We start from the raw sequence: 25,128 nt of genomic DNA on the forward strand, positions 1-25,128 counted from the left end.
CAGTGCGGGGCTACGAACGCCAGGAGCGAGAGCCGGCGGCTGACGTCGACCACCTCTCTCGGTTCGAGGCCGAGATGGAGCGGCTGAAGACCGAGCGGGAAAAGGCGATCCAGCATGCCGAGGACCTCGGCTACCAGGTCGAGGTGCTGCGCGCCAAGCTGCACGAGGCGCGCCGCACCCTCATGTCCCGACCGGCTTACGACGGCGGTGACATCGGCTATCAGGCCGAGCAGATGCTGCGTAACGCCCAGGTCCAGGCCGACCAGTTGCGGCAGGACGCCGAACGGGAGCTGAGCCAGGCCCGCGCGCAGACCCAGCGCATCCTCCAGGAGCACGCCGAGCAGGCCGCGCGCCTCCAGGCGGAGCTGCACCAGGAGGCCGTGACCCGGCGCCAGCAGCTCGACCAGGAGCTCTCCGAGCGCCGGCAGACCGTCGAGTCCCACGTCAACGAGAACGTGGCGTGGGCCGAGCAGCTCCGCGCCCGCTCCGAGTCGCAGGCCCGCCGTCTCGTGGACGAGTCGCGCGCCGAGGCCGAGCAGGCGCTGGCCGCCGCCCGCGCCGAGGCCGAGCGGGTCGCCACCGAGGCCAGGCAGCGGCTGGAGATGGACGCCGAGGCGGCCCGCGCGGAGGCCGAACAGCTCCTGCGCCGTGCCCGCACGGACGCCGAGCGCCTGCTGAACGCGGCCTCCACCCAGGCCCAGGAGGCCACCGACCACGCCGAGCAGCTGCGCAGCTCCACGGTCAACGAGTCGGACTCCGCCCGCCGCCAGGCCACCGAGCTGAGCCGGGCCGCCGAGACCCGCATGGCCGAGGCCGAAACCTCACTGCGCGAGGCGCGCCTGGAGGCGGAGAAGGTCCTCACCGAGGCCAAGGAAGCCGCAGCCAAGGCCCTCGCGAGCGCCGAGTCGGCCAACGAGCAGCGCACCCGGACCGCCAAGGAGCAGGTCGCCCGGCTGGTGACGGAGGCCACCAAGGAGGCCGAGTCCACCAAGTCGGACGCCGAGCAGGTCGTCGCCGAGGCCCAGGCCAAGGCCGAGAAGATCGTCGCGGAGGCGGAGGAGAACGCGCGCAGCCTCACCGCCGAGGAGACCGCCTCCCAGCTCGCCAAGGCCGCCCGTACCGCCGAGGAAGTCCTCGACAAGGCGTCCGAGGACGCCAAGAACACCACGAAGGCCGCCACCGAGGAGGCCGAGCGGATCCGCTCCGAGGCGGAGGCCGAGGCCGACCGGCTGCGCGCCCAGGCGCACGACATCGCCGAGGGCCTCAAGGGCGCGGCGAAGGACGACACCAAGGAGTACCGCGCCAAGACCGTCGAGCTGCAGGAGGAGGCGCGCCGGCTGCGCGGCGAGGCCGAGCAGCTGCGCGCCGACGCGGTCGGCGAGGGCGAGCGGATCCGCGCCGAGGCCCGCCGTGAGGCCGTCCAGCAGATCGAGGAGGCGGCCAGGACCGCCGAGGAACTGCTGTCCAAGGCCCGCGCCGACGCCGACGAGCTGCGCCAGACCGCGACCACGGACAGTGAGAAGGTCCGCACTGAGGCCATCGAGCGGGCCACCACCCTGCGCCGGCAGGCCGAGGAGACCCTCGACCGCACCCGCAAGGAGGCCGAGCGGCACCGCGCGGAGGTCGTCGAGCAGTCCGAGGGCATCAAGGCGGACGCCGAGCAGGCCGCGCTGGAGCTGCGCGAGGAGACCGAGCGGGCGATAGAGGCGCGCCGCGAGGAGGCCGCCGAGGGCCTGCGCCGGCTGCACACGGAGACCGAGGAACGGCTCACCGCCGCCGAACAGGCGCTCACCGACGCCCGTGAGGAGGCCGAGCGGATCCGCCGCGAGGCCGCCGAGGAGGCGGAGCGCCTGCGCGGCGAGGCCGCCGAGCGCATCCGCTCCCTCCAGGCACAGGCCGAGGCGGAGGCCGAGCGGCTGCGCAACGAGGCGGCGGGCGACGCGTCCGCCTCCCGCGCCGAGGGCGAGGCCATCGCCGTACGCCTGCGGTCGGAGGCCGCGGCCGAGGCCGAGCGGCTGAAGACCGAGGCGCAGGACACCGCCGACCGGGTCCGCGCGGAGGCCCAGGCCGCCGCCGAGCGCCTGGCCACGGAGGCCTCCGAGACGCTGGCCGCCGCCCAGGAGGAGGCCGTACGGCGTCGTCGGGAGGCCGAGGAACTTCTCGGGTCGGCCCGTGAGGAGGCCGGGCAGGAGCGCGAGCGGGCCCGGGAGCAGAGCGAGGAGCTGCTGGCCTCGGCGCGCAAGCGCGTCGAGGAGGCGCAGTCCGAGGCGCTGCGGCTGGTGGAGGAGGCCGACCGGCGCGCCACCGAGATGGTGTCGGGCGCCGAGCAGCACGCCCAGCAGGTACGGGAGTCGGTCGCCGGGCTGCACGAGCAGGCGCAGGAGGAGATCACCGGGATCCGCTCGGCCGCCGAGCATGTCGCGGACCGTACCCGGCGCGAAGCGCAGGAGGAGGCGGACCGGGTCCGCGCCGACGCGTACAGCGAGCGGGAGCGGGCCACCGAGGACGCGAACCGGGTCCGGCGCCGGGCGGCCGAGGAGACGGAGGCGGCCAAGGCCCTCGCCGAGCGCACCGTCTCGGACGCCATCACGGAGGCGGAGCAGCTGCGGGCGGAGTCCGCCGAGCACGCCCAGCGGGTGCGCACGGAGGCGTCGGACGCGATCGCGCAGGCCGACCAGGACGCGGCGCGGGCCAGGGCGGACGCCCGTGAGGACGCCAACCGGATCCGTTCGGACGCGGCGACGCAGGCCGACACCCTCATCACCGAGGTGACGGCGGAGGCGGAGCGGCTCCAGACGGAGACGATCAACGAGGCCGAGCGGGTGCGGTCCGAGGCCATGGCCAAGGCCGAGAAACTCATCTCGGACGCGACCGGGGACGCGGAGCGGCTGCGGGCCGAGGCCGCCGACACGGTCGGGTCCGCGCAGCAGCACTCGGAGCGGATCCGCGGCGAGGCCGCGCGGCTCAAGGCGGACGCGGAGGCGGAGGCCGAGCGGGTCACCTCGGCGGCGCGCGAGGAGTCCGAGCGGACGCTGGACGAGGCCCGCAAGGAGGCCAACAAACGGCGGTCCGAGGCGGCCGAGCAGGTCGACACCCTCATCACGGAGACCGCGGCCGAGGCGGACAAACTCCTCAACGAGGCCCAGCAGCAGGCGCAGAAGACGACGGCGGAGGCCGAGGCGCAGGCCGACTCGATGGTGGGCGCGGCCCGTACGGAGGCCGAGCGGCTGGTGTCCGAGGGCACGGTCGAGGGCAACACCCGGGTGGAGCAGGCCCGTACGGACGCGGACGAGCTGCTCGTCGGCGCGCGCCGGGACGCGACCGCCATAAGGGAGCGGTCCGAGGAGCTGCGCGACCGCATCACCGCGGAGATCGAGAACCTGCACGAGCGGGCCCGCCGTGAGTCGGCCGAGACGATGAAGTCGGCGGGCGACCGCTGCGACGCGCTCATCAAGGCCGCGGAGGAGCAGCTCGGCAAGGCGCAGGCGAAGGCCAAGGAGCTGGTGTCGGAGGCCAACTCCGAGGCGGGCAAGGTCCGTATCGCCGCGGTGAAGAAGGCCGAGGGTCTCCTGAAGGAGGCCGAGCAGAAGAAGTCCACGCTGATCCGTGAGGCGGAGGAGCTGAAGGCGGAGGCGATCCGCGAGGCCCGCCGCACGGTCGAGGAGGGCAAGCGCGATCTCGAAGTGCTCGTCCGCCGCCGCGAGGACATCAACGCCGAGATCTCCCGTGTCCAGGACGTCCTGGAGGCGTTGGAGTCCTTCGAGGCCCCGGGAGGGGCCAAGGACGGCGGGGTCAAGGCGGCGGCCACGGCGGGCGCAACTCGTTCGGGTGGCAAGTCCGTCGAAGGCTAGGGTCTGTCCGGCGGAGCGGGCCGGGCGGACCGGAGGGACCGGGGACCCGAGGGGACCGGTGGAAAACGACGGTGTCCGGCAGGCACCGCTCCCCGCGTCCGCGACATGATTCGCCGCACAGGTTATGAGAAGACCCTGTGAAGTTCGGGGCGTTCTGGGGCCTTTGACCGGTTCCCTGGCAAGCGGTCCGACGGTTAGCCACTCAAAAGAGGTGTCATTCTCCAGATCAAACACGTATCCGCTCGATGACACACCGCTTCGGCCCCTAGGATTCCACCTATCACCTCACCGGTCTCATTCGACAGGAACCCCATGAGCGACACTTCCCCCTACGGCTTCGAGCTTGTGCGGCGTGGGTACGACCGCGCTCAGGTGGACGAACGCATCTCGAAGCTCGTCTCCGACCGTGACAGCGCTCTGGCCCGTATCACCGCTCTCGAAAAGCGCATCGAGGAGCTCCACCTCGAAACGCAGAACGCCCAGGCCCAGGTCAGCGACGCCGAGCCGTCGTACGCCGGTCTCGGCGCGCGGGTCGAGAAGATCCTCCGCCTCGCCGAGGAGGAGGCCAAGGACCTGCGCGAGGAGGCGCGGCGCGCGGCCGAGCAGCACCGCGAACTCGCGGAGTCCGCCGCTCAGCAGGTCCGTAACGACGCAGAATCGTTCGCTGCGGAGCGCAAGTCCAAGGCGGAGGACGAAGGCGTCCGGATCGTCGAGAAGGCCAAGAGCGACGCCTCCCAGCTGCGTGGCGAGGCCCAGAAGGACGCCCAGTCGAAGCGCGAGGAGGCCGACGCCCTCTTCGAGGAGACCCGCGCCAAGGCCGCGCAGGCCGCCGCCGACTTCGAGACGAACCTCGCCAAGCGCCGCGAGCAGTCCGAGCGCGATCTGGCGTCGCGTCAGCAGAAGGCGGAGAAGCGCCTCGCGGAGATCGAGCACCGCGCGGAGCAGCTCCGGCTGGAGGCCGAGAAGCTGCGTACGGACGCGGAGCGCCGCGCGCGTCAGACGGTGGAGACGGCTCAGCGCCAGGCCGAGGACATCGTGGCCGACGCCAACGCCAAGGCCGACCGCATCCGTTCGGAGTCCGAGCGCGAGCTGGCCGCCCTGACGAACCGTCGCGACAGCATCAACGCCCAGCTGACGAACGTGCGCGAGATGCTCGCCACCCTCACCGGAGCAGCGGTGGCCGCCGCCAGCTCGCCGGTCGAGGACGAGCCCATCTCCCGCGGGGTTCCGGCTCAGCAGTCCCGCTGAGCAAGCGTTTGCCGCACGGCTGAGGCCCGCGTTCCCTTCGGGGGTGCGGGCCTCAGCCGTGGGCGCGCAGCAACGGCAGGTAGACGTCGTCGACGATCCCGACGAGGGCGGAGTCGGCGACCGGGTCGAGGGAGAGGATCATCTCGTAGCGCAGTAGTTCGGCGGGGACGGTGACGACTCGGCGGGGCAGGTCGGCGGTGGGGATCTCGCCCCGCTCGACGGCCCGCCGGAGCACCGTCAGCAGGACGTCGTGCATGATCCCGAAGACCTTCGGGTCCAGTTCGTGCGCCTCGGCGAGCAGCCCGCGGATGACGTCGGGTCCGATCTCCCGCTGCCGCTCGACCATGAGCCGCAGGACCGCCAGCACGTCGGCGCGCAGTTCCCCGGTGTCGGGCAGCTGGTCGGCGAGGAAGCCGGTGCGGTGCGGCATGGCCGCCTTGACGAGGTCGGCGCGGTTGGCCCAGCGCCGGTAGAGGACCTGCTTGCCGGTGCGGGCGCGGGCGGCGACGCCCTCCATGGTGAGCCGGGCGTAGCCGACCTCGGCCAGTTCCTCCCAGACGGCGTCCAGGATGTCGGCCTCCAGCGCGGCCCCGCGCCGCCGCGTCTGTTCTCCGGCCATCGCCAGCACCTCCCACTAGGAGACCTTGCGTCTCTTATCCCGTGCAGTCTATCGTCGACCTTTAGAGACGCAGCGTCTCTAAAGGGGGTATCACCATGTCCGACACCACCGTCCGCCCCGCCGACCGCCTCGACCCGGCCGTCCGCAGACTCGCCGGCATCCTCGTGCTCGGCGCCCTCGCCCCACTGCTCGACAGCACGATCGTCTCCATCGCCCTGCACACCCTCGGCCACGACCTCGGCGCCTCGACGACGAGCCTGCAATGGGTGAGCACCGCCTATCTGCTCGCCCTCGCCACGGTCGTCCCCGTCTCCGGCTGGGCCGTCGAACGCTTCGACTCCCGCCGCGTCTGGCTCGGCGCGCTGTGCCTCTTCCTCGCCGGATCGCTCCTGTGCGGGCTCGCCTGGAACATCGGCTCGCTGATCGCCTTCCGGGTGATCCAGGGCATCGGCGGCGGACTGCTGCTGCCCGTGCTCCAGACCCTGGTCATGCGCGCCGCCGGCGGCCGCAGCCTCGGCCGGCTGATGGCAGTGATCACCCTGCCCGCCATGGTCGTACCGATCCTCGGCCCGGTCGTCGGCGGCCTGATCGTCGGCCACCTCAGCTGGCGCTGGATCTTCTACGTCAACGTGCCCGTCTGCCTGCTGGCCCTCGCCCTGGCCTGGCGCGGCGTCCCGAAGGACACCCCGCGCCCCGGCCACCACCTGGACCTGACCGGCCTCCTGCTCCTCTCCCCCGGCCTCGCCACCCTGGTCTACGGCCTGTCCGAGACCGGCGCCGCCCGCGCCACCGCGATCCCGGTGGGCGCCGTGCTGATCGCCCTGTTCGCCCGGCACGCCCTGCGCGTCCGCGAACCCCTGGTGGATCTGCGGCTGTTCGGGGACCGCGCGTTCGCCGTCTCCTCGATCCTCACGTTCCTGAACGGGCTCGCCCTGTTCGGCGGGATGTTCCTGCTCCCCCTCTACTACCAGCAGGCGCGCGGCGAAGGCGTGATCGCGGCCGGACTGCTGCTGGCACCGCAGGGTCTCGGCAGCCTGCTGGCCCGGGTCACCGGCCCGCTCACCGACCGGCTCGGGCCGCGCCCGGTCACCGTGGCGGGCATGCTGCTGTGCGCGCTCGGCACCCTCCCCTTCCTTCTCCCGCATCCCGGCGCGGGACTGCTCCTGGTGGCCCTGGCCGTGCGCGGGCTCGGGGTGAGCGCGGCGAACATGGCGGTCATGGTCGGCGCGTACCAGGGCCTCGACCGCGCCCGCATCCCGCACGCGAGCACCACCGTGCGGATCGTGCAGCAGCTCGGCGGGTCCGTCGGCACGGCCGTCCTGGCGACGGTCCTCGCGCACGGGCACGGCGGCTCGGCCTTCCCGCACGCGTTCGCCTGGGCCACGGCGTTCACGGTTGTTGCCTGCATCGTCGGACTCTGTTTGCCCGTTCGGGTGGCATCCGCCGAACGGCGGTCTTAGCGTGGCCGCATGATCGAGCTCGAGGGGCTGACCAAGCGGTACGGCGACAAGGTGGCGGTGAACAACCTCACCTTCACCGTCAGACCCGGCATCGTCACGGGCTTCCTCGGCCCGAACGGCGCCGGCAAGTCGACGACCATGCGCATGATGCTCGGTCTCGACCGCCCGACCGCCGGCGACGTACGCATCGACGGCCAGCGCTACGACCGGCTCAAGGACCCGCTGAAGTACATCGGCGCCCTGCTCGACGCCAAGGCCATGCACGGCGGCCGCAGCGCCTTCAACCACCTGCTGTGTCTCGCGCAGAGCAACGGCATCCCGACGGCCCGGGTCCACGAGGTCCTGGACACCGTCGGGCTCACCGCGGTGGCGAAGAAGAAGGCCAAGGGCTTCTCGCTCGGCATGGGCCAGCGGCTCGGCATCGCGGGCGCGCTGCTCGGCGACCCGGAGATCCTGATGTTCGACGAGCCGGTCAACGGGCTCGACCCCGAGGGCATCCACTGGATCCGCAACCTGATGAAGTCCCTTGCCGCGCAGGGCCGTACGGTCTTCGTCTCCTCGCACCTGATGAGCGAGATGGCGCTGACGGCCGATCACCTCGTCGTCATCGGCCAGGGCCGCCTCCTCGCGGACACCTCGATGGCGGACTTCATCCACCAGAACTCGCGCTCCTACGTCCGGATCCGCACCCCGCAGCGCGAGCGGCTGCTCGACGTGCTGCACCAGGCCGGGATCACCGTGGTCGAGTCCGGCAGCGGGGCCCTGGAGGTGGACGGCGGCAAGTCCGAGCAGATCGGTGAGCTGGCCGCGTCGCACCAGTTGGTGCTGCACGAGCTGAGTCCCCAACAGGCCTCCCTGGAAGAGGCGTTCATGCAGTTGACCGCGGAGTCGGTGGAGTACCACGCGCATTCCGACGCACCACCCACCGCGGCCCCGGCCGCGGCACCTGCTCCGCAGCAGGGCTGGGGCGACGGCTGGAAGAAGGGCTGACATGGCGGCGACCCAGGTCATCCGCTCGGAGTGGACCAAGATCCGTTCCGTCGCGTCGACGGTGTGGACGCTCTCGCTGGCCGTGGTGGTGACGATCGGGCTCGGCATGCTGATCTCGGCCCTGTCGAAGAGCCAGTTCGACGACATGAGCGCCAAGGACAAGCTGTCCTTCGACCCGACGTTCATCAGCTTCGCCGGGATGAGTCTCGGGCAGCTCGCGATGATCGTGTTCGGGGTGCTCGTCGTGGCGAACGAGTACAGCACCGGCATGATCCGCACCTCGCTCGCGGCCGTGCCGCAGCGCGGCACCTTCCTGTTCGGCAAGATCGCGGTGGCCACCGGGCTCTGCCTCGTCGTCGGCCTGGTGACCAGCTTCGTCACGTTCTTCCTCGGACAGGCGATGCTCGGCTCGCACAGGGCGGAGATCGGCGACCCGGGCGTGCTGCGCGCGGTGATCGGCGGCGGGCTCTACATGACCCTGATCGCGATGTTCTCCATGGGCATCGCCTCGATGCTCCGCTCGCCGATGCTGTCGCTGGGCATCCTGATGCCGTTCTTCTTCCTGATCTCCAACATCCTCGGCAACGTCTCCGCGACGAAGAAGATCGGCCAGTACCTGCCCGACCAGGCCGGCAGCAAGATCATGCAGGTGGTCACGCCGGTCGACGACTCCGCGCCGTACGGCCCGTGGGGCGGCTTCGCGATCATGGCCCTCTGGGTGCTGGCCTCGCTCGTCGGCGCCTACGTCCTCCTCAAGCGCCGGGACGCGTAGGCCTCCGCCGGCCGAGAGGATTGCTTTACTTTCTCTTGGGCGGAACCGTCAGCGCACCGATATCCTCCTAACCCTTACGGGGGCGTGTGCCCTGCTGTCCTGATCCTTTCGATGGGTGCGGAGCATGATCGAGGCTGTCGGCCTGACCAAGCGCTACGGCGACAAGACCGCCGTGTACAACCTTTCCTTCCAGGTGCGGCCCGGTGCCGTCACCGGCTTCCTCGGGCCCAACGGCTCGGGCAAGTCGACGACGATGCGCATGATCCTCGGCTTGGACAACCCCACGTCAGGACAGGTGACGATCGGCGGCTTCCCGTACCGCAAGCTGCCGAACGCGCCCAGACAGGTGGGCGCCCTCCTCGACGCCAAGGCCGTGCACGGCGGACGCAGCGCCCGCAGCCATCTGCTGAGCCTGGCCCAGCTCTCGGGCATCCCGGCCCGGCGCGTGGACGAGGTGCTCGGGGTCGTGGGCCTCCAGGACGTGGCGAGAAAGCGCTCCAAGGGCTTCTCCCTCGGCATGGGCCAGCGGCTCGGCATCGCCGCCGCGCTGCTGGGCGACCCGCAGGTACTGCTCTTCGACGAGCCGGTCAACGGCCTCGACCCCGAGGGCATCCTCTGGGTGCGCAACCTGATGAAGGCGCTCGCGGCGGAGGGCCGTACGGTCTTCGTCTCCTCGCACCTGATGAGCGAGATGGCGCTGACCGCCGACCAGCTCATCGTGATCGGGCGCGGGCAGCTCCTCTCCGACATGAGCGTGCGGGACTTCATCTCGGCGAACTCCGCCGACTTCGCGCGCGTCCGCACCCCCGACACCGAGCCCCAGCTGCGCGAGAAGCTGACCTCCGCGCTGACCGAGGCCGGCGGGCACGTGCTGCCCGAGCAGGACGGCGGGCTGCGCGTCACGGGGCTGCCGCTGCCGCGGATCAGCGACATCGCGCACGCCACGGACGTACGCCTGTGGGAGCTGTCCCCGCATCAGGCCTCGCTGGAGGAGGCGTACATGCGGATGACGCAGGGGGCCGTCGACTACCGCTCGACGATCGACCAGAAGGCCGGTCTGATGCAGCAGCCGCCGCCGGGCGCGCAGCCGCCGATGCCGGTACCGGGCCAGGGTCAGCCGGGCTGGTACGCGCCGCCGTCACCGCAGCACGGCGGCCAGCCGTTCGCGATGGGCCGGCCCCCGGCGAATCCTTACAGCGCCCCGAACCCGTACGGCGCCCCTGCGGCGCCCGGCACGGCGGCACCGGGACCGTACGGGCCCCCGGCGCCCCTGGCCCCGCAGGCGCCGACACAGCCGCCCCAGGCCCCGGCCCAGGGCGCCCCGGCGGTTCAGGCCCCGGCGCCCGCTCCGGCCGCGGACGCGACCCCGGCCCCGGCCCCTCCCGCCGCCGCCCCCTCCCCCGCCGCCGACCTGACCAAGCCCGAGGACGCCCGATGAGTACGCCCCAGCACCCGATGCCGCAGGCAGCCGCGCCGTACGCCGGGTACACCTCGCCGATCCCGGTGGTGCGCACGCATCTCGGACACGCGCTCGCCTCCGAGTGGACGAAGATCAAGTCGGTGCGCTCGACGCTCTGGACGCTCGGGGTGTTCGTGGTCCTGGTCGTCGGCATCGGCCTGCTCGCCGCCGCCGTCGTCAGCAACTCCTCCTCGGAGCTGCACGGCGAGAACCCGCTCTCCTTCGGCTTCTTCGGCCTGCTGCTGGGCTGCATGTGCATCATCACGCTCGGCGTGCTGACCACGGCCTCGGAGTACGGCACCGGCATGATCCGCACCACGATGACCGCCTGCCCCAGCCGCGGCCGGGTCCTCGCGGCGAAGTCGATCGTGTTCTTCACGATCGCCTTCGTGGTCACGCTGGCGTCCTCGGCGTTCGTCGCCTTCGTGGACGTCGCGCTGCTGGAGGGCAACGGCGCGAAGGACCCGTCCGCGGCCGAGTGGTTCAAGGGGACCGTCGGCGTCTCGCTCTACATCGCGCTGCTCGGGCTGCTCTCGCTGATCATCGGCTCGGTCATCCGGCACTCGGCGGGCGCGATCACCGTCATGATCGGCGCGGTGCTCGCCCCGCTGGTCATCGCGCTGTTCATGTTCTCGCAGTCCCTGGAGGACGTACGCCAGAAGCTGTTCGAGTACTCGATCCCGAACCAGCTGAGCGTCTTCTACTCCAACTCCCTGACGGACTCCGGCCCTTCGGGCTGGGACCCGCTGTGGATCATCATCGGGGTGACCGCCGTGGCGTTCGCGGGCGCCGTCGCCCTGCTGGAGAAGCGGGACGTGTGAGCCGCGGGCCGGGCCGGACCCGGCCTAGAACCTCGGCGCGTTCCTGGACCGCTGCACCCGTGTGGTGCGGCGGTCCTTCGCGTTCCAGCAGGCCTTGTGCCAGTGGCGGCGGTCGTCGACGCCCGAGTGCTCGGGCCAGGCCACGACGTGCGGGACGGCGGACGGGATCTGCTGGTCGCAGCCGGGGCAGCGGTACGTCTTTCCCTCCGCGCTCGCCCCGGCGACATGGCGCACGCTCCACTCCTCGCCCTGCCACTGCTCCGTGGACTGCCAGCCGCCGTAGCGGCCCGAGCGGTCGTCGTCGGCACTCTGGCCGGAGGAACCGGACTCCTTGGGTCGGTTGCGACGCGGGGACACAGAACACCTCACGGGGCTATACAGGAGGCAAGGGCTGTGTCCAGCGTACGTGGCGTGGACAGGGGTACGCGAAGGGCATCAACCCGCACAAGTCCCCCTCAGGGCCGGGCATTCTGCAGACAATCCGCAAATCTCTCCGCCAGGCCGTGTCCTCGGCACGTGTCGGACGGTTATGCCCGGTGGGGGAGCTCCGTGTCGGAGCCAAGGAAGCAGGAAGAGCCATGCGCGTCGGAAGTTTTGTGTTGGCGGCCCAGTTCCCGGGGCAGGGCCAGGGGGAGGCGCTGCACCGCGCGGTGCGCTCCGTCGAGATCGCCGAGGAAGCAGGCCTCGACACGGCCTGGCTGGCCGAGCACCACTTCGTGCCCTACGGCACCTGCCCCTCCGCGGTCACCCTGGCGGCGCTGCTGCTGGGCCGCACCCGGCGCATCCGCGTCGGCACCGCCGTCAGCGTGCTGCCCACCGTCCACCCGGTCGCCCTCGGCGAGCAGGCCGCGCTGCTGCACGTGACGAGCGGCGGGCGCTTCTCGCTGGGCGTGGGCCGCGGCGGGCCGTGGGTCGACCTGGAGGTCTTCGGCACCGGCCTCTCCGCGTACGAACAGGGGTTCCCGGAATCACTCGATCTGCTGATGCGCTGGCTGCGCGAGCCGTCGGTCGCGGGCACCGGTGACCGCTTCACGTTCCGTGAAGTGCCCGTCGTACCAAGGCCGTCGGAGGCGCTGTCGGACGCGCCGGGCCCCGAGGTCGTCGTCGCCTGCACCTCCCCCGCGAGTGTGCGGCTGGCGGCCGAGCGCGGTCTGCCGATGCTCCTCGGCATGCATGTCGGGGACGAGGAGAAGGCCGAGATGGTCGCCCTGTGGCGGCAGCTGGCCCGGGCGGCCGGACGGCCCGGAGACGAGATCCACGGCGTGGCCCATGTGTCGGCCGGCGTCTGCCAGATCGCGGACCGGCGCGCCGACGCCGTCGAGGCGCTGGTGAAGGCGATGCCGGGCTGGCTGCGGCAGGGACTCGGCGCCCATGTGACCGTGGACGACCGCGAGCGCCGGATGCGCGACCCCCTCGCGTACACCGAACTGCTCTGCGGACTGCACCCGGTGGGCACCCCGCGGCTGTGCGTCGACCGGCTCGCGGCGACCTCCGAGCGGACCGGCATCTCCCGCTTCGCCCTGCTCGTCGAGGGCTCCGGGGACCTCGCGGCGACCGAGGAGAACGTACGGCGGCTCGGTGCCGAGGTGCTCCCCCAGCTCGGCTGAGCGGACCGCGGGGAGCTTGCCGCCCCGTACAGAACACCTCCCGCGTACGGAGCGGCAAGCAGTGTGCCGTCCGCAGCGTCAGCAGTCCCTGAACTCCGGGGACTGGTTCAGCAGTTGACTGCGCACAGAGGTGAAGCGGGCCAGCGTCTCGTCCACCGAGCCGTCCAACGGGAACACCGCCACCCGGTGGCAGTTCTGGAAGGCCAGGCGTACACCGAAGTGCCGCTGCAGCGCGCCGCGTATCGCGTCACTCGCGAGCGCACGCAGCAACTGACCGCGTGCCTGCTCGTCCGGCGGCGGCGTCTGGTTGTCGGCGAACGCACCGCCGTCGACCTTCAGCTGAGCCACCAGGGAGCTGATCATCTCCCATGCGTAAGGCAGGGAGGTCCGGACGCAGTCGACGAATTCAGCTTCGTCGACCTCGCCTCGCTCGGCCTTTTCGAGTAGGGCCGGTGAGACGTCGAGCGACATGGGTTCTCCTCTCGCACCCCCAACGCGCGGGGGTTGCCGGACAGATGAGGGAGGCCACGATTACGAACACGCTGCGTACACATCTCGCGACCTCCCGTTTATACGGTAGGCAACGGAGGATGGCGGCACCAGGAGAATGCGCACATAGGGAACTCCCAATGGGCCCACAATCGGCCACTAATGAACAAGGGGCGTCACGGGTCTTCCAGGACAACAGGGGCGGCGCCCGGAGACGGCGGGTGGGCGAATCGCGTGGACCCTCGCCCGTCGAGTAGCGTTGCCGACCATGCGTCTCGTCATTGCCCGCTGCTCCGTGGACTACGCGGGCCGGCTCACCGCCCACCTCCCCTCCGCCCCCCGTCTCATCCTGGTGAAGGCGGACGGCAGCGTCTCCATCCACGCGGACGACCGGGCCTACAAGCCCCTCAACTGGATGTCGCCGCCCTGCACGCTGAAGGAGGGTTCCGGGGGTCCGGACGATCCGGCCGACGTCTGGACCGTCATCAACAAGGCGGGCGAGAAGCTCATCATCACGATGGAGGAGGTCCTCCACGACTCCTCGCACGAACTCGGCGTGGACCCCGGCCTGATCAAGGACGGTGTGGAAGCGCACCTCCAGGAGCTGCTCGCCGACCGCATCGACACCCTCGGCGAGGGCTACACGCTGATCCGCCGCGAGTACATGACGGCCATCGGCCCGGTCGACATCCTGTGCCGGGACGGCGAGGGCCGGACCGTCGCCGTCGAGATCAAGCGGCGCGGCGAGATCGACGGCGTGGAGCAACTCACGCGCTATCTGGAGCTGTTGAACCGCGATCCCCATCTCGCCCCGGTCCGCGGCATCTTCGCCGCGCAGGAGATCAAGCCCCAGGCCCGGGTCCTCGCCACCGACCGCGGCATCGGCTGCGCGGTCCTCGACTACGACGCCCTGCGCGGCATCGAGGACGACAAACTGCGGCTGTTCTGAACAGGCGTCGGCGGACACCGACTTCACGACGGCGAAAAGGGCCGGTTCCGATCATCGGAGCCGGCCCTTTCGTGTCGTACGGAGGGTCAGATGACGTCCGCCGAGGGGGTGCCCGAACCCGGGGTGTGCACCGTGCTGCTCTCGGGCGCGGCCGAACTGGCCGTCTCCACGGGGGCACTTGAGGCGATACCGCTTGCCGAGGTGTCGGTGGACGGGGCCGTAGTACCGCCGCTGGGCGTCGCGGACGAAGAGGCGCCCCCGCTGGGCGTCGCGGACGAGGACGAGCCGCCGCTCGGTGTGCCGGGCGACGAGGAGCCGCTCGACGGGGTGGACGGCGAGGAGGGCGGCTTGGTGGTCGGCGACGTGGACCTGGTCGGCGACGAACTCGTCGGTCTGCCTCCCGACCCGCTCGGCGTGTCCGAGGGCCGGCCGCTGCTGCCCGGCGGTGTCGGGTCGTCCGACGTGCCGTACGTGCCGTCGGGGCCCGGATCGGTGGGCCGGCTGGTGGCCGTGCCCGTGTCGCTGCCGTCGTCGTTCTTCGCCGGGTCGGCGCCGAGGCTGCCGTCGTCGTCGCCCTGGCTGGCCGACGGGTTGACGCCGACCTTGTCGGACGGGTTGTCGGCGTTGTTGTTGGACGTGGCGCCGAGGGTGACGACCGTGCCGAGGACGGCGGCGAGCAGGACGCCCGCGCCGGCCGCGACGAGGTTGCGCCGGGCGTAGCCGCGCAGGCCGCCCCGGGGCTTGTTGTGGGCCGAGGCCGGGGCCACCTGGGGCGAGACGAGGGTGTACGTGTCGGCGGGCAGCTGGAGCGGCGGGAAGGGCGTCGGGGGGCCGCCGGAGGGCGACGCCGACTCCTCGTGGCGGGCGTCCGGCAGTTCCTCGGCGGCCTCGGCGCCGAGGCCGAGCGCGACGCCCGAGCGGTCGGCGACCAGGGCGAGGGCACGGCGGCCCGCGACGGTGCCGCGCTTGTCGGCGACGGCGGCGCGCAGGCCGATGGACGACTCCAGCTCGGCGCGAGCGCCGTCGAGATCGCCCTCGCAGAGCGCGAGAACGCCCAACTCGTGCTGGAAGTAGGCCTGTTCACCTGCATCGGCGGCGAGCTGCGCGGCCTCGGCACCGGACCGCAGCACGCGCTCCCACGCGCTCCAGTGCAGCCCGGCGGCGAACGCGGGGGCCGCCGTGCGGGCGAGGTGGACGGTAGTGCTCTCCTCGCCGTCGCCGGGCGGGGTCGTCGACGGCACGAGTGCGTCGAGGGCGGCGAGCAGGGCGTCCGCCTCGGCGCAGACCCGTGCGGGCGTGACCGAGGGGTGCCCGGCCCACCAGGAGTAGTGCAGCGCCGCGATGAGGGCGCCGGACGCGGCCTCGTCGGCGTATCCGGCGGTCTCCAGCTGGGTCTGGACACCGGCGGCGAGCCGGTAGCGGGAGCCGACCGGGGAGACCAGGCCGCAGCCCGCGAGTTCGCCGAGGGCGGCGTCCGCGTGGGTGTCGCCGACGAGCGCGGGCAGATGCGCCTGGTGCGGCACCTCCCCGTCGAGCGCGACGGCGAAGCGCAGGGTGGCCCGCGCCGAGGCGCTGAGCCGTGCGGCGAGCAGCGGCGCGGGCGCGGCGGCCTCGCCGAGGGACGGCAGGGGTATGGCGTCGGCCTCGTCGAGGTCGGGCGGCGGGGCGTCGAAGGGCACGTCGGCCGGGGGCGCGTCCTGGAAGACGCCGAACTCCTCGACGGCGCTGGTGCCGACGCGCAGTTCGTCGCGCTGCCGGAGCAGGGCACCGGCCTGGACGAAGCGCAGGGGCAGGCCCTCGGACTCGAAGTAGAGGTCGCCCGCCCAGTTCGCCTCCTCCTCGGTCAGGACGCGGCCCACGGCACGCTCCAGGACCTCCACGGCGCCGGGTCTGCCGAGGCCGCCGAGGAAGATCTCCTCGACGGCGGAGCCCGCGGACGGTGCCGGGACCTCCGGGGTCGCGGCGATGAGGAAGGCGCACTCGGGTGTCGCGTCGAGGAGTTCGTCGAGCGCGGCGGCGCCGAACTCGATGTCGTCGAGGACGACGACCGCGCCGATCTCCCGGGTCAGGGCGAGCAGTTCGTCCCGGTCGGGCCGGTGCAGGGGGGCGTCGTAGACGACGTGGAAGAGGTCGTGCAGGAGGTCGCCGGCGGTGCGGTGGAAGCCGCTGAGGCGGATCACGCCGTCGGGGGCGAGGTCCGAGCAGTCCTCGGCGACCAGGTCGAGCAGGCTGGTGCGCCCGGAGCCGGAGGGCCCGGTGAGGCGTACGGAACGGCCGCGGGCGAGCAGTCGTACGAGACGCTCGCGTTCCTCCTGGCGTTCCAGGAGGGGCTGCGCGGGGCGGTTCAGGCCCGGCGGGACGGGTGGTGTGGCGGCGCGGTCCGTCTCGGCGCGGTCGGCGGCGGTGCGCTTCGCGGGCCGGCCGGGGCGGCTGCCGGGCGGGCAGACCTCGATCTCGCTGCCGTCGACGGGGTTGACGGTGAGCAGGTAGTCGCCGGTGACCAGTTGCACGGTGCGGGCGAGCGCGGGCGTGTGCTGGCCGAAGTCGGGTGTCAGGGGTTCCCGGGGCGGGCGCTGACGTGACGAGGTGTCGTCGCCGTCCTGGCCGTACTCCTCGGGTCCCCGGTCGATCGGGTCCATAGGTCCTAGCCCCCAAAAGCGTCGTGTACGGGTCGACAGGACCCAGGGCCCCTCCCGGCCTTGTGCACACCGCGCTGTCGCTTCTGGTCCGGGCCCGCTCGAAGGGTTGTGTGGCAGCGGGCGACCGAACCCTAAACCTTCGCACAGTATCTACGACAGGCCGGGGTACCGGGCCGCCCGAGACGTCACAGTCTCGTGAGGATTGTGCGCGGTGCACCGGTCCGGGGCGGCTGACGAGGGCTCTTCGGGAGAACGTGACGCTTTCGGGGGAAGTGTCACACCCTGGGCAGCGACTCCACGCCGATCCCGCCCTCGATGGCGAGGATGCGGTGCAGCCGGGTGGCCACGAGCAGGCGCTGCATCTGCGGCGGTACGTCGCGCAGCACCAGGCGGCGGCCGCAGCGGCCGGCCCGTCGATGGGCTCCCATGATCACGCCGAGGCCGGTGGCGTCCCAGGAGTCGAGCTCGGACAGGTCCAGCACCAGATCGCCGACTCCGTCGTCGACGGCCGAGTGCAGGACCGTACGGGCGTCCGCCGCGCTGCGGACGTCGAGGCGGCCCCCGACGACCAGCTCGACGTGGTCGCCCCTGATGTACATATGCGCTCCCCGTGAGTGCGGTGGCGTACTCCGTGATGTAGGTGATGCAACCTCTGACTGTGTGAGGTGCCGGGAGGTTGCCGTCTGTGAGCGAACCGATACCGAATTCACCCCTGCGTGTGACAGGTCAGGGGGCTGTACGGATTCAGTGCGTGTAGAAGCCCTGCCCGCTCTTGCGTCCGATGTCACCGGCGTCCACCATTCGGCGCATCAGCTCCGGCGGGGCGAACTTCTCGTCCTGCGACTCGGTGTAGATGTTGCTCGTCGCGTGCAGCAGGATGTCGACGCCGGTGAGGTCCGCGGTGGCCAGCGGGCCCATCGCGTGACCGAAGCCCAGCTTGCAGGCGAGGTCGATGTCCTCGGCGGTGGCGACGCCCGACTCGTAGAGCTTCGCCGCCTCGACGACGAGCGCCGAGATGAGACGGGTCGTCACGAACCCGGCGACGTCACGGTTGACGACGATGCAGGTCTTGCCGACCGACTCGGCGAACTCCCGTGCGGTGGCGAGGGTTTCGTCGCTCGTCTTGTAGCCGCGCACCAGCTCGCACAGCTGCATCATCGGGACGGGCGAGAAGAAGTGGGTGCCCACGACGCGCTCCGGACGCTCCGTCACGGCCGCGATCTTCGTGATCGGGATGGCGGAGGTGTTGGAGGCGAGGACGGCGTCCTCGCGCACGATCTTGTCCAGCGCGCGGAAGATCTCGTGCTTGACTTCCAGCTTCTCGAAGACGGCCTCGACGACGATGTCCGCGTCGCCGACGGCGTCCAGGTCGGTGGTCGCCGTGATCCGCCCGAGGGCCGCGTCGGCGTCGTGCGCCTCCAGCCGGCCCTTGCTCACGAACTTGTCGTACGAGGCCTTGATGCCGTCCGTACCGCGCTTGAGCGCCTCGTCGGTGACATCGCGCAGGACGACGTCCCAGCCCGCCTGCGCGGAGACCTGGGCAATACCGGAACCCATGAGTCCGGCGCCGATGACGGCAAGCTTCCGTGCCACTGTGCGACTCCCCTTTGAAACGCTTACAGCGTGTATCCGTATGCCTCTCGGCGGACCTTAGCGAAGCTGCGGCGCTGTGTGACCGGTTAGTAACGCGCGTCACGTCTCATCTGACGGACATCACACCGGCACGGGCCATTCGACCGCCCGTACGGCCTAGTTGGCCCCCTTCGCCGGGGCCCGGCGGCCTGACTACGCTGGCCGTATGGTCAATCTGACGCGCATCTACACCAGGACCGGCGACCAGGGCACCACCGCCCTCGGCGACATGAGCCGGGTCGCCAAGACCGACGTCCGGATCTCGGCGTACGCCGACACCAACGAGGCGAACGCGGCGATCGGCACGGCCATCGCCCTCGGCGCCCTCCCCGAGGACATCGTCAAGGTCCTCACCCGCGTGCAGAACGACCTCTTCGACGTCGGCGCGGACCTGTGCACCCCGGTGGTGGAGAACCCCGAGTTCCCGCCGCTGCGGGTCGAGCAGTTCTACATCGACAGACTGGAGTCGGACTGCGACGACTTCAACGAGCGGCTGGAGAAGCTCCGCTCCTTCATCCTCCCCGGCGGCACCCCGGGCGCGGCCCTCCTGCACCAGGCCTGCACGGTCGTGCGCCGTGCGGAGCGCTCGACCTGGTCGGCCCTGGAAGTCCACGGCGAGGTGATGAACCCCCTGACGGCGACGTACTTGAACCGTCTGTCGGACCTCCTGTTCATCCTGGCCCGCACCGCCAACCAGGAGACCGGGGACGTGCTGTGGGTGCCGGGCGGGGAGCGCTAGCCGGGCCGCCGGAGCCAACTGGCGGAATTCGCTGGGAAGTCGGGGGTTTAACGCACTCTCGCGGAAGTGGTCCAGACCTATTGACCCGTGGTCCAGACCTTTCTATTCTCGCGGCACCGTGGGTGCGAAGGCTCAGTCGCGCCCCGATCCTCGAGACACCCCCGACACCCCGAGGAGGCGCTCCATGCGCTTCAGACATCGAGCAGTTGCCGGGTTCGCGACCCTGCTGCTTCCGCTCGCCGCGCTCGTCGGACTGGCGGGTCCCGCCCAGGCCGCCTCGACCGCGACCGCCACCTTCACCAAGTCCAGCGACTGGGGCACCGGCTTCGGCGGCCAGTGGACCGTGAAGAACACCGGTACCAGCGCGATCAGTTCATGGACGGTCGAGTGGGACTTCCCCTCCGGCACGTCCGTCACATCGGCCTGGGACGCGGACGTCACCAGCTCCGGCACCCACTGGACCGCGAAGAACAAGTCCTACAACGGCACCATCGCCGCGGGCGCCTCCGTCTCCTTCGGCTTCAACGGCGCCGGCAGCGGATCGCCCTCCAACTGCCGCCTGAACGGCGGAAGCTGCGACGGCGGCACCACGGTCCCCGGTGACGCGGCCCCCTCCGCCCCCGGCACCCCCACCGCCTCCGGCATCACCGACACCTCGGTGAACCTCTCCTGGTCGGCCGCCACCGACGACAAGGGCATCAAGAACTACGACGTCCTGCGCGACGGCACCAAGGTCGCCACCGTGACGACCACGTCGTACACGAACACCGGCCTGACCGCCGGCACCGACTACTCGTACACCGTGCAGGCCCGCGACACCGCCGACCAGACCGGACCGGTCAGCGGCGCCGTCGCCGTGCACACCACGGGCGGCACCACCACTCCCCCGACCAGCGGCAGCAAGATCAAGCTCGGGTACCTCACCGAGTGGGGCACCTACGACCGCAACTACCAGGTCAAGAACCTGGTGACCTCCGGCTCCGCCGCGAAGATCACGCACATCAACTACGCCTTCGGCAACGTGACGAACGGCCAGTGCGCGATCGGTGACGCCTACGCCGACTACCAGAAGACGTTCACCGCCGACCAGTCCGTCAGCGGCGTCGCCGACACCTGGGACCAGCCGATCGCGGGCAACTTCAACCAGCTCCGCGAGCTGAAGGCCAAGTACCCGAACATCAAGATCCTCTGGTCCTTCGGCGGCTGGACCTGGTCCGGCGGCTTCGCCCAGGCCGCGGCCAACCCGACCGCGTTCGCCAACTCCTGCTACAACCTGGTCGAGGACCCGCGCTGGGCCGACATCTTCGACGGCATCGACATCGACTGGGAGTACCCGAACGCCTGCGGCCTGTCCTGCGACAGCAGCGGCGCGGCGGCCTACAAGAACCTGATGCAGGCCCTGCGCGCCAAGTTCGGCAGCAACAACCTCGTCACCGCCGCCACCACGGCCGACGGCACCTCCGGCGGCAAGATCGACGCCGCCGACTACGCGGGCGCGGCCCAGTACGTCAACTGGTACAACGTGATGACGTACGACTTCTTCGGCGCCTTCAACGCGACCGGCCCGACCGCCCCGCACTCCCCGCTCACCACCTACAGCGGCATCCCGACGCCGGGCTTCACCACGGCCGACGCGATCGCCAAGTTCAAGTCCAAGGGCGTCCCCGCGGACAAGCTGCTCATCGGCATCGGCTTCTACGGCCGCGGCTGGACCGGCGTGACCCAGGCCGCACCCGGCGGCACGGCCACCGGCCCCGCGGCGGGCACCTACGAACAGGGCATCGAGGACTACAAGGTGCTCAAGACCAAGTGCCCCGCCACCGGCACGATCGCCGGCACCGCGTACGCCTACTGCGGCAACAACTGGTGGTCGTACGACACCCCGGCGACCATCGGCACGAAGATGGCGTGGGCCAAGACCCAGGGTCTGGGCGGCGCGTTCTTCTGGGACTTCAGCGGCGACACGAGCAACGGTGAGCTGGTGACCGCTATCAACAGCGGGCTGAGCTGATCCCCACACTCCTCGGCCCCCTGACCGCCGCGGGCGGACCTCTCCGGTCCGCCCGCGGCGCGCTGCTCACCTCACACGCCCCCGGCGCGCGCCCGTGAGGGTCTTTCGGCCCCGTACCGGGGGCCGATTGGCGCCGGGGGCGGACTGCTGCCCCGGGGCATCGTTCCCTCACAGCAGCAAGCGAAATGTCGCACCACGGGGGAAACCATGAAGCGCAGGTCCACCACGTCCCACAGCACCAGGAAGTCCGTCCGGGCCTGGGCCGCACCGGCCGGTGCCCTCGCCACCGCGGCCGTCGCCGCGGTCATGTCGGTCTGCCCGGTGGACGTCACCGTGACCGTCGGGGCCCCGCCCCGCACGGCCGTCGTCAGTCAGGCCGAGGTGCCCGACCCGGTGTGCCCGGTCACGCCACGTTGACCCGCTGGCCGGGCGGGGCCGCCTCCAGCCAGGCCAGGAAACCCGTCAACGCGTCGTCGCTCATGGCGAGTTCGAGCCGAGTGCCCCGGTGCAGACAGGTGAGGATCACCGCGTCGGAGAGCAGGGCGAGTTCCTCCTCGCCCTCGGGGAGACGGCGGCCCGCGACCTCGATCGCCGAGCGTTCCAGCGTGCGGCGCGGACGGTAGGCGTAGGAGAAGACGCGGTACCACTCGATGCGGTCGCCGTTGTAGCGGGCGACGCCGTAGCTCCAGCCCTTGCCGTTGGTGTCGGGTTTCTCGGGGACGTCCCAGCGGAGCGAACAGTCGAAGGTGCCGCCGGAACGCTGGATGAGTCTGCGGCGCAGGCCGAAGACGAACAGCCCCACCACAACCAGGGCCACCACGATTCCGCACACAGTCAGAGCGAGGACCATCGACACCGACCTCCTCGTCTCCTAGGTAAAACAGGTAACGGAACGGAAAAAACACCCACATTCGCCTCAGCCGCGGCTGGGGCCGGATTCCTCCGGTCCCAGCCGCGGCTGAGTCACATCATCGCGTCGTCGCTGGGTTCAGCGCGTCTCCACCGCACGCAGTCGGACGTCCGCACGGCGCTCGGCGGAGGCATCGCCCTCCGCCTTCGCACGCTCCAGCTCCCGCTCCACGCGCTGGACGTCGATCTCGTCCGACAGCTCGGCGATCTCGGCGAGCAGCGACAGCTTGTTGTCCGCGAACGAGATGAAACCGCCGTGCACCGCGGCGACGACCGTCCCTCCGTCGCTCGTACGGATGGTCACCGGGCCCGACTCCAGCACACCGAGCAGCGGCTGGTGACCGGGCATGACGCCGATGTCGCCGGACGTGGTGCGCGCGACGACCAGGGTGGCCTCGCCGGACCAGACCTGGCGGTCCGCGGCGACGAGCTCGACATGCAGCTCAGCAGCCAAGGTGGGCTCCTCGGGTCACCACCCGGCGGTCGTGCCGGGTGTTGGGTTCAATTCTAGGGGGCGTGAAAGAGGGGGTGGGACACGCCCCACCCCCTCAGGTGAAGCACGGGGTCAGGAGACGCCGAGCTCCTTCGCGTTCGCCTTCAGGTCCTCGATACCACCGCAGAGGAAGAACGCCTGCTCCGGGAAGTGGTCGTACTCGCCGTCGATGATCGCGTTGAACGCGGTGATCGACTCGTCGAGCGGCACGTCCGACCCGTCGACGCCGGTGAACTGCTTGGCGACGTGGGTGTTCTGGGACAGGAAGCGCTCCACGCGACGGGCACGGTGGACGGTGAGCTTGTCCTCCTCGCCCAGCTCGTCGATACCGAGGATCGCGATGATGTCCTGAAGGTCCTTGTACTTCTGGAGGACCGTCTTGACGCGCATCGCGGTGTTGTAGTGGTCCGCCGCGATGTAGCGCGGGTCCAGGATGCGGGACGTGGAGTCCAGCGGGTCCACGGCCGGGTAGATGCCCTTCTCGGAGATCGGACGGGACAGAACCGTCGTCGCGTCGAGGTGGGCGAAGGTGGTGGCCGGGGCCGGGTCGGTCAGGTCGTCCGCGGGGACGTAGATCGCCTGCATCGAGGTGATCGAGTGACCTCGGGTCGAGGTGATGCGCTCCTGGAGGAGACCCATCTCGTCGGCCAGGTTCGGCTGGTAGCCCACCGCGGAGGGCATACGGCCGAGCAGGGTCGAGACCTCGGAACCGGCCTGCGTGAAGCGGAAGATGTTGTCGATGAAGAACAGCACGTCCTGCTTCTGCACATCGCGGAAGTACTCCGCCATGGTCAGACCCGCGAGGGCCACGCGCAGACGGGTGCCCGGCGGCTCGTCCATCTGGCCGAAGACCAGCGCGGTCTTGTCGATGACGCCCGAGTCGGCCATCTCCTCGATGAGGTCGTTGCCCTCACGGGTGCGCTCGCCGACACCGGCGAACACGGAGACACCGTCGTGGTTGTTGGCGACGCGGTAGATCATCTCCTGGATGAGCACCGTCTTGCCGACGCCGGCACCGCCGAACAGGCCGATCTTGCCGCCCTTGACGTACGGGGTGAGCAGGTCGATGACCTTGACGCCGGTCTCGAACATCTCGGTCTTCGACTCGAGCTCGTCGAAGTTCGGGGCCTTGCGGTGGATGGACCAGCGGTCGCCCGAGTACTGCTCGTCGACGTTCAGCACCTCGCCGAGGGTGTTGAACACCTTGCCCTTGGTGAAGTCGCCGACCGGGACGGTGATGCCGTCGCCGGTGTCGGTCACCGGGGCCTGGCGGACCAGACCGTCGGTGGGCTGCATCGAGATCGTGCGGACCAGGCCGTCACCCAGGTGCTGGGCGACCTCCAGGGTCAGCGTCTTCTTCGCACCGTCCTGGGCCGGGTCGGCCACCTCGACGTGCAGAGCGTTGTAGATCTCCGGCATCGCGTCGACGGGGAACTCCACGTCGACGACCGGGCCGATGACCCGGGCGACGCGGCCCGTGGCAACGGCCGTCTCAACTGTCGTCGTCATTACTTGTCACTCCCCGCGGTCGCGTCGGCCAGGGCTGCGGAGCCACCGACGATCTCGCTGATTTCCTGGGTGATTTCGGCCTGGCGGGCCGCGTTGGCAAGACGGGAGAGCGTGGTGATCAGGTCTCCCGCGTTGTCGGTCGCCGACTTCATCGCGCGGCGCGTGGCGGCGTGCTTGGAGGCGGCCGACTGGAGCAGCGCGTTGTAGATACGGCTCTCGACGTACCGCGGCAGAAGGGCGTCCAGGACGTCCTCCGCCGACGGCTCGAAGTCGTACAGCGGAAGGATCTCGCCCTGGGGCGTGGCTTCCTCCGCGACCTCTTCGAGGCTGAGGGGCAGCAGGCGGCTGTCGACCGCCGTCTGCGTCATCATCGAGACGAACTCGGTGTAGACGATGTGGAGTTCGTCCACGCCGCCCTCGGCCGTGTCCCGCTCGATGGCCTCGATCAGCGGACCCGCGACCTTCTTCGCGTCCGCGTACGTGGGCTCGTCGGTGAAGCCGCTCCACTGCTCCGAGATCTTGCGCTCACGGAAGTTGTAGTGGGCGACACCGCGGCGGCCGACGATGTACGTGTCGACCTCCTTGCCCTCGGCCTCCAGGCGCGCGGTCAGCTGCTCCGCGGCCTTGATGGCGTTGGCGTTGAAGGCGCCGGCCAGTCCGCGGTCGCTCGTGAGGAGCAGGACCGCGGAACGGGTCGGCGTCTCCGCCTCGGTGGTCAGCGGGTGCCGGGTGTTGGAACCCGTACCGACCGCCGTGACCGCGCGCGTCAGTTCCTTCGCGTACGGCGTCGAGGCCTGCACCTTGCGGTGCGCCTTGACGACGCGCGAGGCGGCGATCATCTCCATCGCCTTGGTGATCTTCTTGGTCGCGGTGACGGATCGGATGCGACGCTTGTAGACCCGGAGCTGGGCTCCCATGAGTCAGGTCCCTT

The 25,128-nt window shown here is 70.9% G+C and carries 22 protein-coding genes; 12 read left to right on the forward strand and 10 right to left on the reverse strand.

What is annotated here, in order from left to right; all coding sequences use genetic code 11:
• Nucleotides 1–2: 2 nt before the first annotated feature.
• Both scy and ACIPTO_RS39790 read left to right on the forward strand, forming a co-directional pair.
• Nucleotides 3–3,851 (forward strand): polarized growth protein Scy, encoded by a 3,849-nt coding sequence (gene scy / locus ACIPTO_RS39785; protein ID WP_401200137.1) that lies wholly within the window; start codon nt 3–5, stop codon nt 3,849–3,851.
• Between the two features lie 312 nt (nt 3,852–4,163).
• Nucleotides 4,164–5,099: a cellulose-binding protein gene (locus ACIPTO_RS39790; RefSeq protein WP_366325296.1), complete on the forward strand. Its 936-nt coding sequence runs from the start codon at nt 4,164–4,166 to the stop codon at nt 5,097–5,099.
• 52 nt (nt 5,100–5,151) lie between these two features.
• Here ACIPTO_RS39790 and ACIPTO_RS39795 read toward each other — a convergent pair whose 3' ends face one another.
• Nucleotides 5,152–5,718 carry a TetR/AcrR family transcriptional regulator gene (locus ACIPTO_RS39795; protein WP_366325298.1) on the reverse strand — a complete coding sequence of 189 codons (567 nt, stop codon included), beginning with the start codon at nt 5,716–5,718 and terminating at the stop codon, nt 5,152–5,154.
• 95 nt (nt 5,719–5,813) lie between these two features.
• On the opposite strand from ACIPTO_RS39795, the gene ACIPTO_RS39800 reads away from it, so the two are divergent.
• The 5 genes from ACIPTO_RS39800 to ACIPTO_RS39820 all read left to right on the forward strand — a co-directional run bounded on the left by ACIPTO_RS39800 (nt 5,814) and on the right by ACIPTO_RS39820 (nt 11,220).
• Nucleotides 5,814–7,178 carry an MDR family MFS transporter gene (locus tag ACIPTO_RS39800; RefSeq protein ID WP_366325299.1) on the forward strand — a complete coding sequence of 455 codons (1,365 nt, stop codon included), beginning with the start codon at nt 5,814–5,816 and terminating at the stop codon, nt 7,176–7,178.
• 9 nt (nt 7,179–7,187) lie between these two features.
• Complete coding sequence (locus ACIPTO_RS39805) at nt 7,188–8,168, forward strand: ABC transporter ATP-binding protein (protein WP_401200142.1); 981 nt, start codon at nt 7,188–7,190, stop codon at nt 8,166–8,168.
• A 1-nt stretch (nt 8,169) separates the two neighbouring features.
• Complete coding sequence (locus ACIPTO_RS39810; RefSeq protein WP_366325303.1) at nt 8,170–8,940, forward strand: ABC transporter permease; 771 nt, start codon at nt 8,170–8,172, stop codon at nt 8,938–8,940.
• A 124-nt stretch (nt 8,941–9,064) separates the two neighbouring features.
• Entirely contained in the window at nt 9,065–10,378 is a 1,314-nt protein-coding gene (locus tag ACIPTO_RS39815) for an ABC transporter ATP-binding protein (protein ID WP_401200146.1), read from the forward strand.
• Nucleotides 10,375–11,220 (forward strand): ABC transporter permease subunit, encoded by an 846-nt coding sequence (locus tag ACIPTO_RS39820; protein WP_366325307.1) that lies wholly within the window; start codon nt 10,375–10,377, stop codon nt 11,218–11,220. The genes ACIPTO_RS39815 and ACIPTO_RS39820 overlap by 4 nt, the downstream gene beginning before the upstream one ends.
• Before the next feature lie 24 nt (nt 11,221–11,244).
• On the opposite strand, the gene ACIPTO_RS39825 is transcribed toward ACIPTO_RS39820, so the two are convergent.
• The gene (locus ACIPTO_RS39825; RefSeq protein ID WP_266772624.1) at nt 11,245–11,577 is read right to left on the reverse strand and encodes an ATP/GTP-binding protein; all 333 of its coding nucleotides are present in this window, start codon (nt 11,575–11,577) and stop codon (nt 11,245–11,247) included.
• A gap of 221 nt (nt 11,578–11,798) precedes the next feature.
• Between ACIPTO_RS39825 and ACIPTO_RS39830 the strand changes: the two genes are divergently transcribed.
• On the forward strand, nt 11,799–12,827 hold the full coding sequence (locus ACIPTO_RS39830) for an LLM class flavin-dependent oxidoreductase (protein ID WP_366325309.1): 1,029 nt from the start codon (nt 11,799–11,801) through the stop codon (nt 12,825–12,827).
• Nucleotides 12,828–12,905: 78 nt separating this feature from the next.
• Here ACIPTO_RS39830 and ACIPTO_RS39835 read toward each other — a convergent pair whose 3' ends face one another.
• On the reverse strand, nt 12,906–13,298 hold the full coding sequence (locus ACIPTO_RS39835; protein ID WP_019060740.1) for an SCO5389 family protein: 393 nt from the start codon (nt 13,296–13,298) through the stop codon (nt 12,906–12,908).
• 286 nt (nt 13,299–13,584) lie between these two features.
• Here ACIPTO_RS39835 and nucS point away from each other — a divergent pair, with 286 nt between their 5' ends.
• Nucleotides 13,585–14,265 carry an endonuclease NucS gene (gene nucS / locus ACIPTO_RS39840; RefSeq protein WP_401200151.1) on the forward strand — a complete coding sequence of 227 codons (681 nt, stop codon included), beginning with the start codon at nt 13,585–13,587 and terminating at the stop codon, nt 14,263–14,265.
• A gap of 86 nt (nt 14,266–14,351) precedes the next feature.
• Here nucS and ACIPTO_RS39845 read toward each other — a convergent pair whose 3' ends face one another.
• The 3 genes from ACIPTO_RS39845 to ACIPTO_RS39855 form a co-directional block, all read right to left on the reverse strand.
• Nucleotides 14,352–16,904 carry an ATP-binding protein gene (locus ACIPTO_RS39845; protein ID WP_401200154.1) on the reverse strand — a complete coding sequence of 851 codons (2,553 nt, stop codon included), beginning with the start codon at nt 16,902–16,904 and terminating at the stop codon, nt 14,352–14,354.
• A 275-nt stretch (nt 16,905–17,179) separates the two neighbouring features.
• Entirely contained in the window at nt 17,180–17,503 is a 324-nt protein-coding gene (locus tag ACIPTO_RS39850) for an STAS domain-containing protein (RefSeq protein WP_043683078.1), read from the reverse strand.
• Nucleotides 17,504–17,648: 145 nt separating this feature from the next.
• Nucleotides 17,649–18,497, reverse strand: coding sequence for a 3-hydroxyacyl-CoA dehydrogenase family protein (locus ACIPTO_RS39855; RefSeq protein WP_366325315.1), 849 nt, complete (start codon nt 18,495–18,497; stop codon nt 17,649–17,651).
• Between the two features lie 205 nt (nt 18,498–18,702).
• On the opposite strand from ACIPTO_RS39855, the gene ACIPTO_RS39860 reads away from it, so the two are divergent.
• From ACIPTO_RS39860 to ACIPTO_RS39870, 3 genes are all read left to right on the forward strand, one after another.
• Nucleotides 18,703–19,275, forward strand: a complete 573-nt coding sequence (locus tag ACIPTO_RS39860) for a cob(I)yrinic acid a,c-diamide adenosyltransferase (protein WP_401200157.1) — start codon at nt 18,703–18,705, stop codon at nt 19,273–19,275.
• Nucleotides 19,276–19,459: 184 nt separating this feature from the next.
• Nucleotides 19,460–21,286 carry a glycosyl hydrolase family 18 protein gene (locus ACIPTO_RS39865; protein ID WP_401200160.1) on the forward strand — a complete coding sequence of 609 codons (1,827 nt, stop codon included), beginning with the start codon at nt 19,460–19,462 and terminating at the stop codon, nt 21,284–21,286.
• A 207-nt stretch (nt 21,287–21,493) separates the two neighbouring features.
• Nucleotides 21,494–21,703: a hypothetical protein gene (locus ACIPTO_RS39870; RefSeq protein WP_401200163.1), complete on the forward strand. Its 210-nt coding sequence runs from the start codon at nt 21,494–21,496 to the stop codon at nt 21,701–21,703.
• On the opposite strand, the gene ACIPTO_RS39875 is transcribed toward ACIPTO_RS39870, so the two are convergent.
• The 4 genes from ACIPTO_RS39875 to ACIPTO_RS39890 all read right to left on the reverse strand — a co-directional run bounded on the left by ACIPTO_RS39875 (nt 21,690) and on the right by ACIPTO_RS39890 (nt 25,114).
• The gene (locus tag ACIPTO_RS39875) at nt 21,690–22,136 is read right to left on the reverse strand and encodes a DUF2550 domain-containing protein (RefSeq protein WP_352180582.1); all 447 of its coding nucleotides are present in this window, start codon (nt 22,134–22,136) and stop codon (nt 21,690–21,692) included. The genes ACIPTO_RS39870 and ACIPTO_RS39875 overlap by 14 nt on opposite strands.
• A gap of 138 nt (nt 22,137–22,274) precedes the next feature.
• Nucleotides 22,275–22,649 carry a F0F1 ATP synthase subunit epsilon gene (locus ACIPTO_RS39880; protein WP_366325322.1) on the reverse strand — a complete coding sequence of 125 codons (375 nt, stop codon included), beginning with the start codon at nt 22,647–22,649 and terminating at the stop codon, nt 22,275–22,277.
• 111 nt (nt 22,650–22,760) lie between these two features.
• Nucleotides 22,761–24,197: a F0F1 ATP synthase subunit beta gene (gene atpD, locus ACIPTO_RS39885; protein WP_366325324.1), complete on the reverse strand. Its 1,437-nt coding sequence runs from the start codon at nt 24,195–24,197 to the stop codon at nt 22,761–22,763.
• Entirely contained in the window at nt 24,197–25,114 is a 918-nt protein-coding gene (locus tag ACIPTO_RS39890) for a F0F1 ATP synthase subunit gamma (protein WP_366325326.1), read from the reverse strand. The genes atpD and ACIPTO_RS39890 overlap by 1 nt, the downstream gene beginning before the upstream one ends.
• Between the last annotated feature and the right edge of the window lie 14 nt (nt 25,115–25,128).

Source organism: Streptomyces sp. NPDC090083 (genome assembly GCF_044747445.1).
In the GTDB taxonomy this organism is placed as follows: domain Bacteria; phylum Actinomycetota; class Actinomycetes; order Streptomycetales; family Streptomycetaceae; genus Streptomyces.

Coding starts and splice junctions, on each gene's coding strand:
- atpD (WP_366325324.1), bottom strand. CDS start 24,197: ATGACGACGACAGTTGAGACGGCCGTTGCCACGGGCCGCGTCGCCCGG.
- ACIPTO_RS39795 (WP_366325298.1), bottom strand. CDS start 5,718: ATGGCCGGAGAACAGACGCGGCGGCGCGGGGCCGCGCTGGAGGCCGAC.
- ACIPTO_RS39810 (WP_366325303.1), top strand. CDS start 8,170: ATGGCGGCGACCCAGGTCATCCGCTCGGAGTGGACCAAGATCCGTTCC.
- ACIPTO_RS39850 (WP_043683078.1), bottom strand. CDS start 17,503: ATGTACATCAGGGGCGACCACGTCGAGCTGGTCGTCGGGGGCCGCCTC.
- ACIPTO_RS39860 (WP_401200157.1), top strand. CDS start 18,703: ATGGTCAATCTGACGCGCATCTACACCAGGACCGGCGACCAGGGCACC.
- ACIPTO_RS39815 (WP_401200146.1), top strand. CDS start 9,065: ATGATCGAGGCTGTCGGCCTGACCAAGCGCTACGGCGACAAGACCGCC.
- ACIPTO_RS39805 (WP_401200142.1), top strand. CDS start 7,188: ATGATCGAGCTCGAGGGGCTGACCAAGCGGTACGGCGACAAGGTGGCG.
- nucS (WP_401200151.1), top strand. CDS start 13,585: ATGCGTCTCGTCATTGCCCGCTGCTCCGTGGACTACGCGGGCCGGCTC.
- ACIPTO_RS39820 (WP_366325307.1), top strand. CDS start 10,375: ATGAGTACGCCCCAGCACCCGATGCCGCAGGCAGCCGCGCCGTACGCC.
- ACIPTO_RS39865 (WP_401200160.1), top strand. CDS start 19,460: ATGCGCTTCAGACATCGAGCAGTTGCCGGGTTCGCGACCCTGCTGCTT.
- ACIPTO_RS39870 (WP_401200163.1), top strand. CDS start 21,494: ATGAAGCGCAGGTCCACCACGTCCCACAGCACCAGGAAGTCCGTCCGG.
- ACIPTO_RS39800 (WP_366325299.1), top strand. CDS start 5,814: ATGTCCGACACCACCGTCCGCCCCGCCGACCGCCTCGACCCGGCCGTC.
- ACIPTO_RS39830 (WP_366325309.1), top strand. CDS start 11,799: ATGCGCGTCGGAAGTTTTGTGTTGGCGGCCCAGTTCCCGGGGCAGGGC.
- ACIPTO_RS39835 (WP_019060740.1), bottom strand. CDS start 13,298: ATGTCGCTCGACGTCTCACCGGCCCTACTCGAAAAGGCCGAGCGAGGC.
- ACIPTO_RS39875 (WP_352180582.1), bottom strand. CDS start 22,136: ATGGTCCTCGCTCTGACTGTGTGCGGAATCGTGGTGGCCCTGGTTGTG.
- ACIPTO_RS39790 (WP_366325296.1), top strand. CDS start 4,164: ATGAGCGACACTTCCCCCTACGGCTTCGAGCTTGTGCGGCGTGGGTAC.
- ACIPTO_RS39890 (WP_366325326.1), bottom strand. CDS start 25,114: ATGGGAGCCCAGCTCCGGGTCTACAAGCGTCGCATCCGATCCGTCACC.
- ACIPTO_RS39845 (WP_401200154.1), bottom strand. CDS start 16,904: ATGGACCCGATCGACCGGGGACCCGAGGAGTACGGCCAGGACGGCGAC.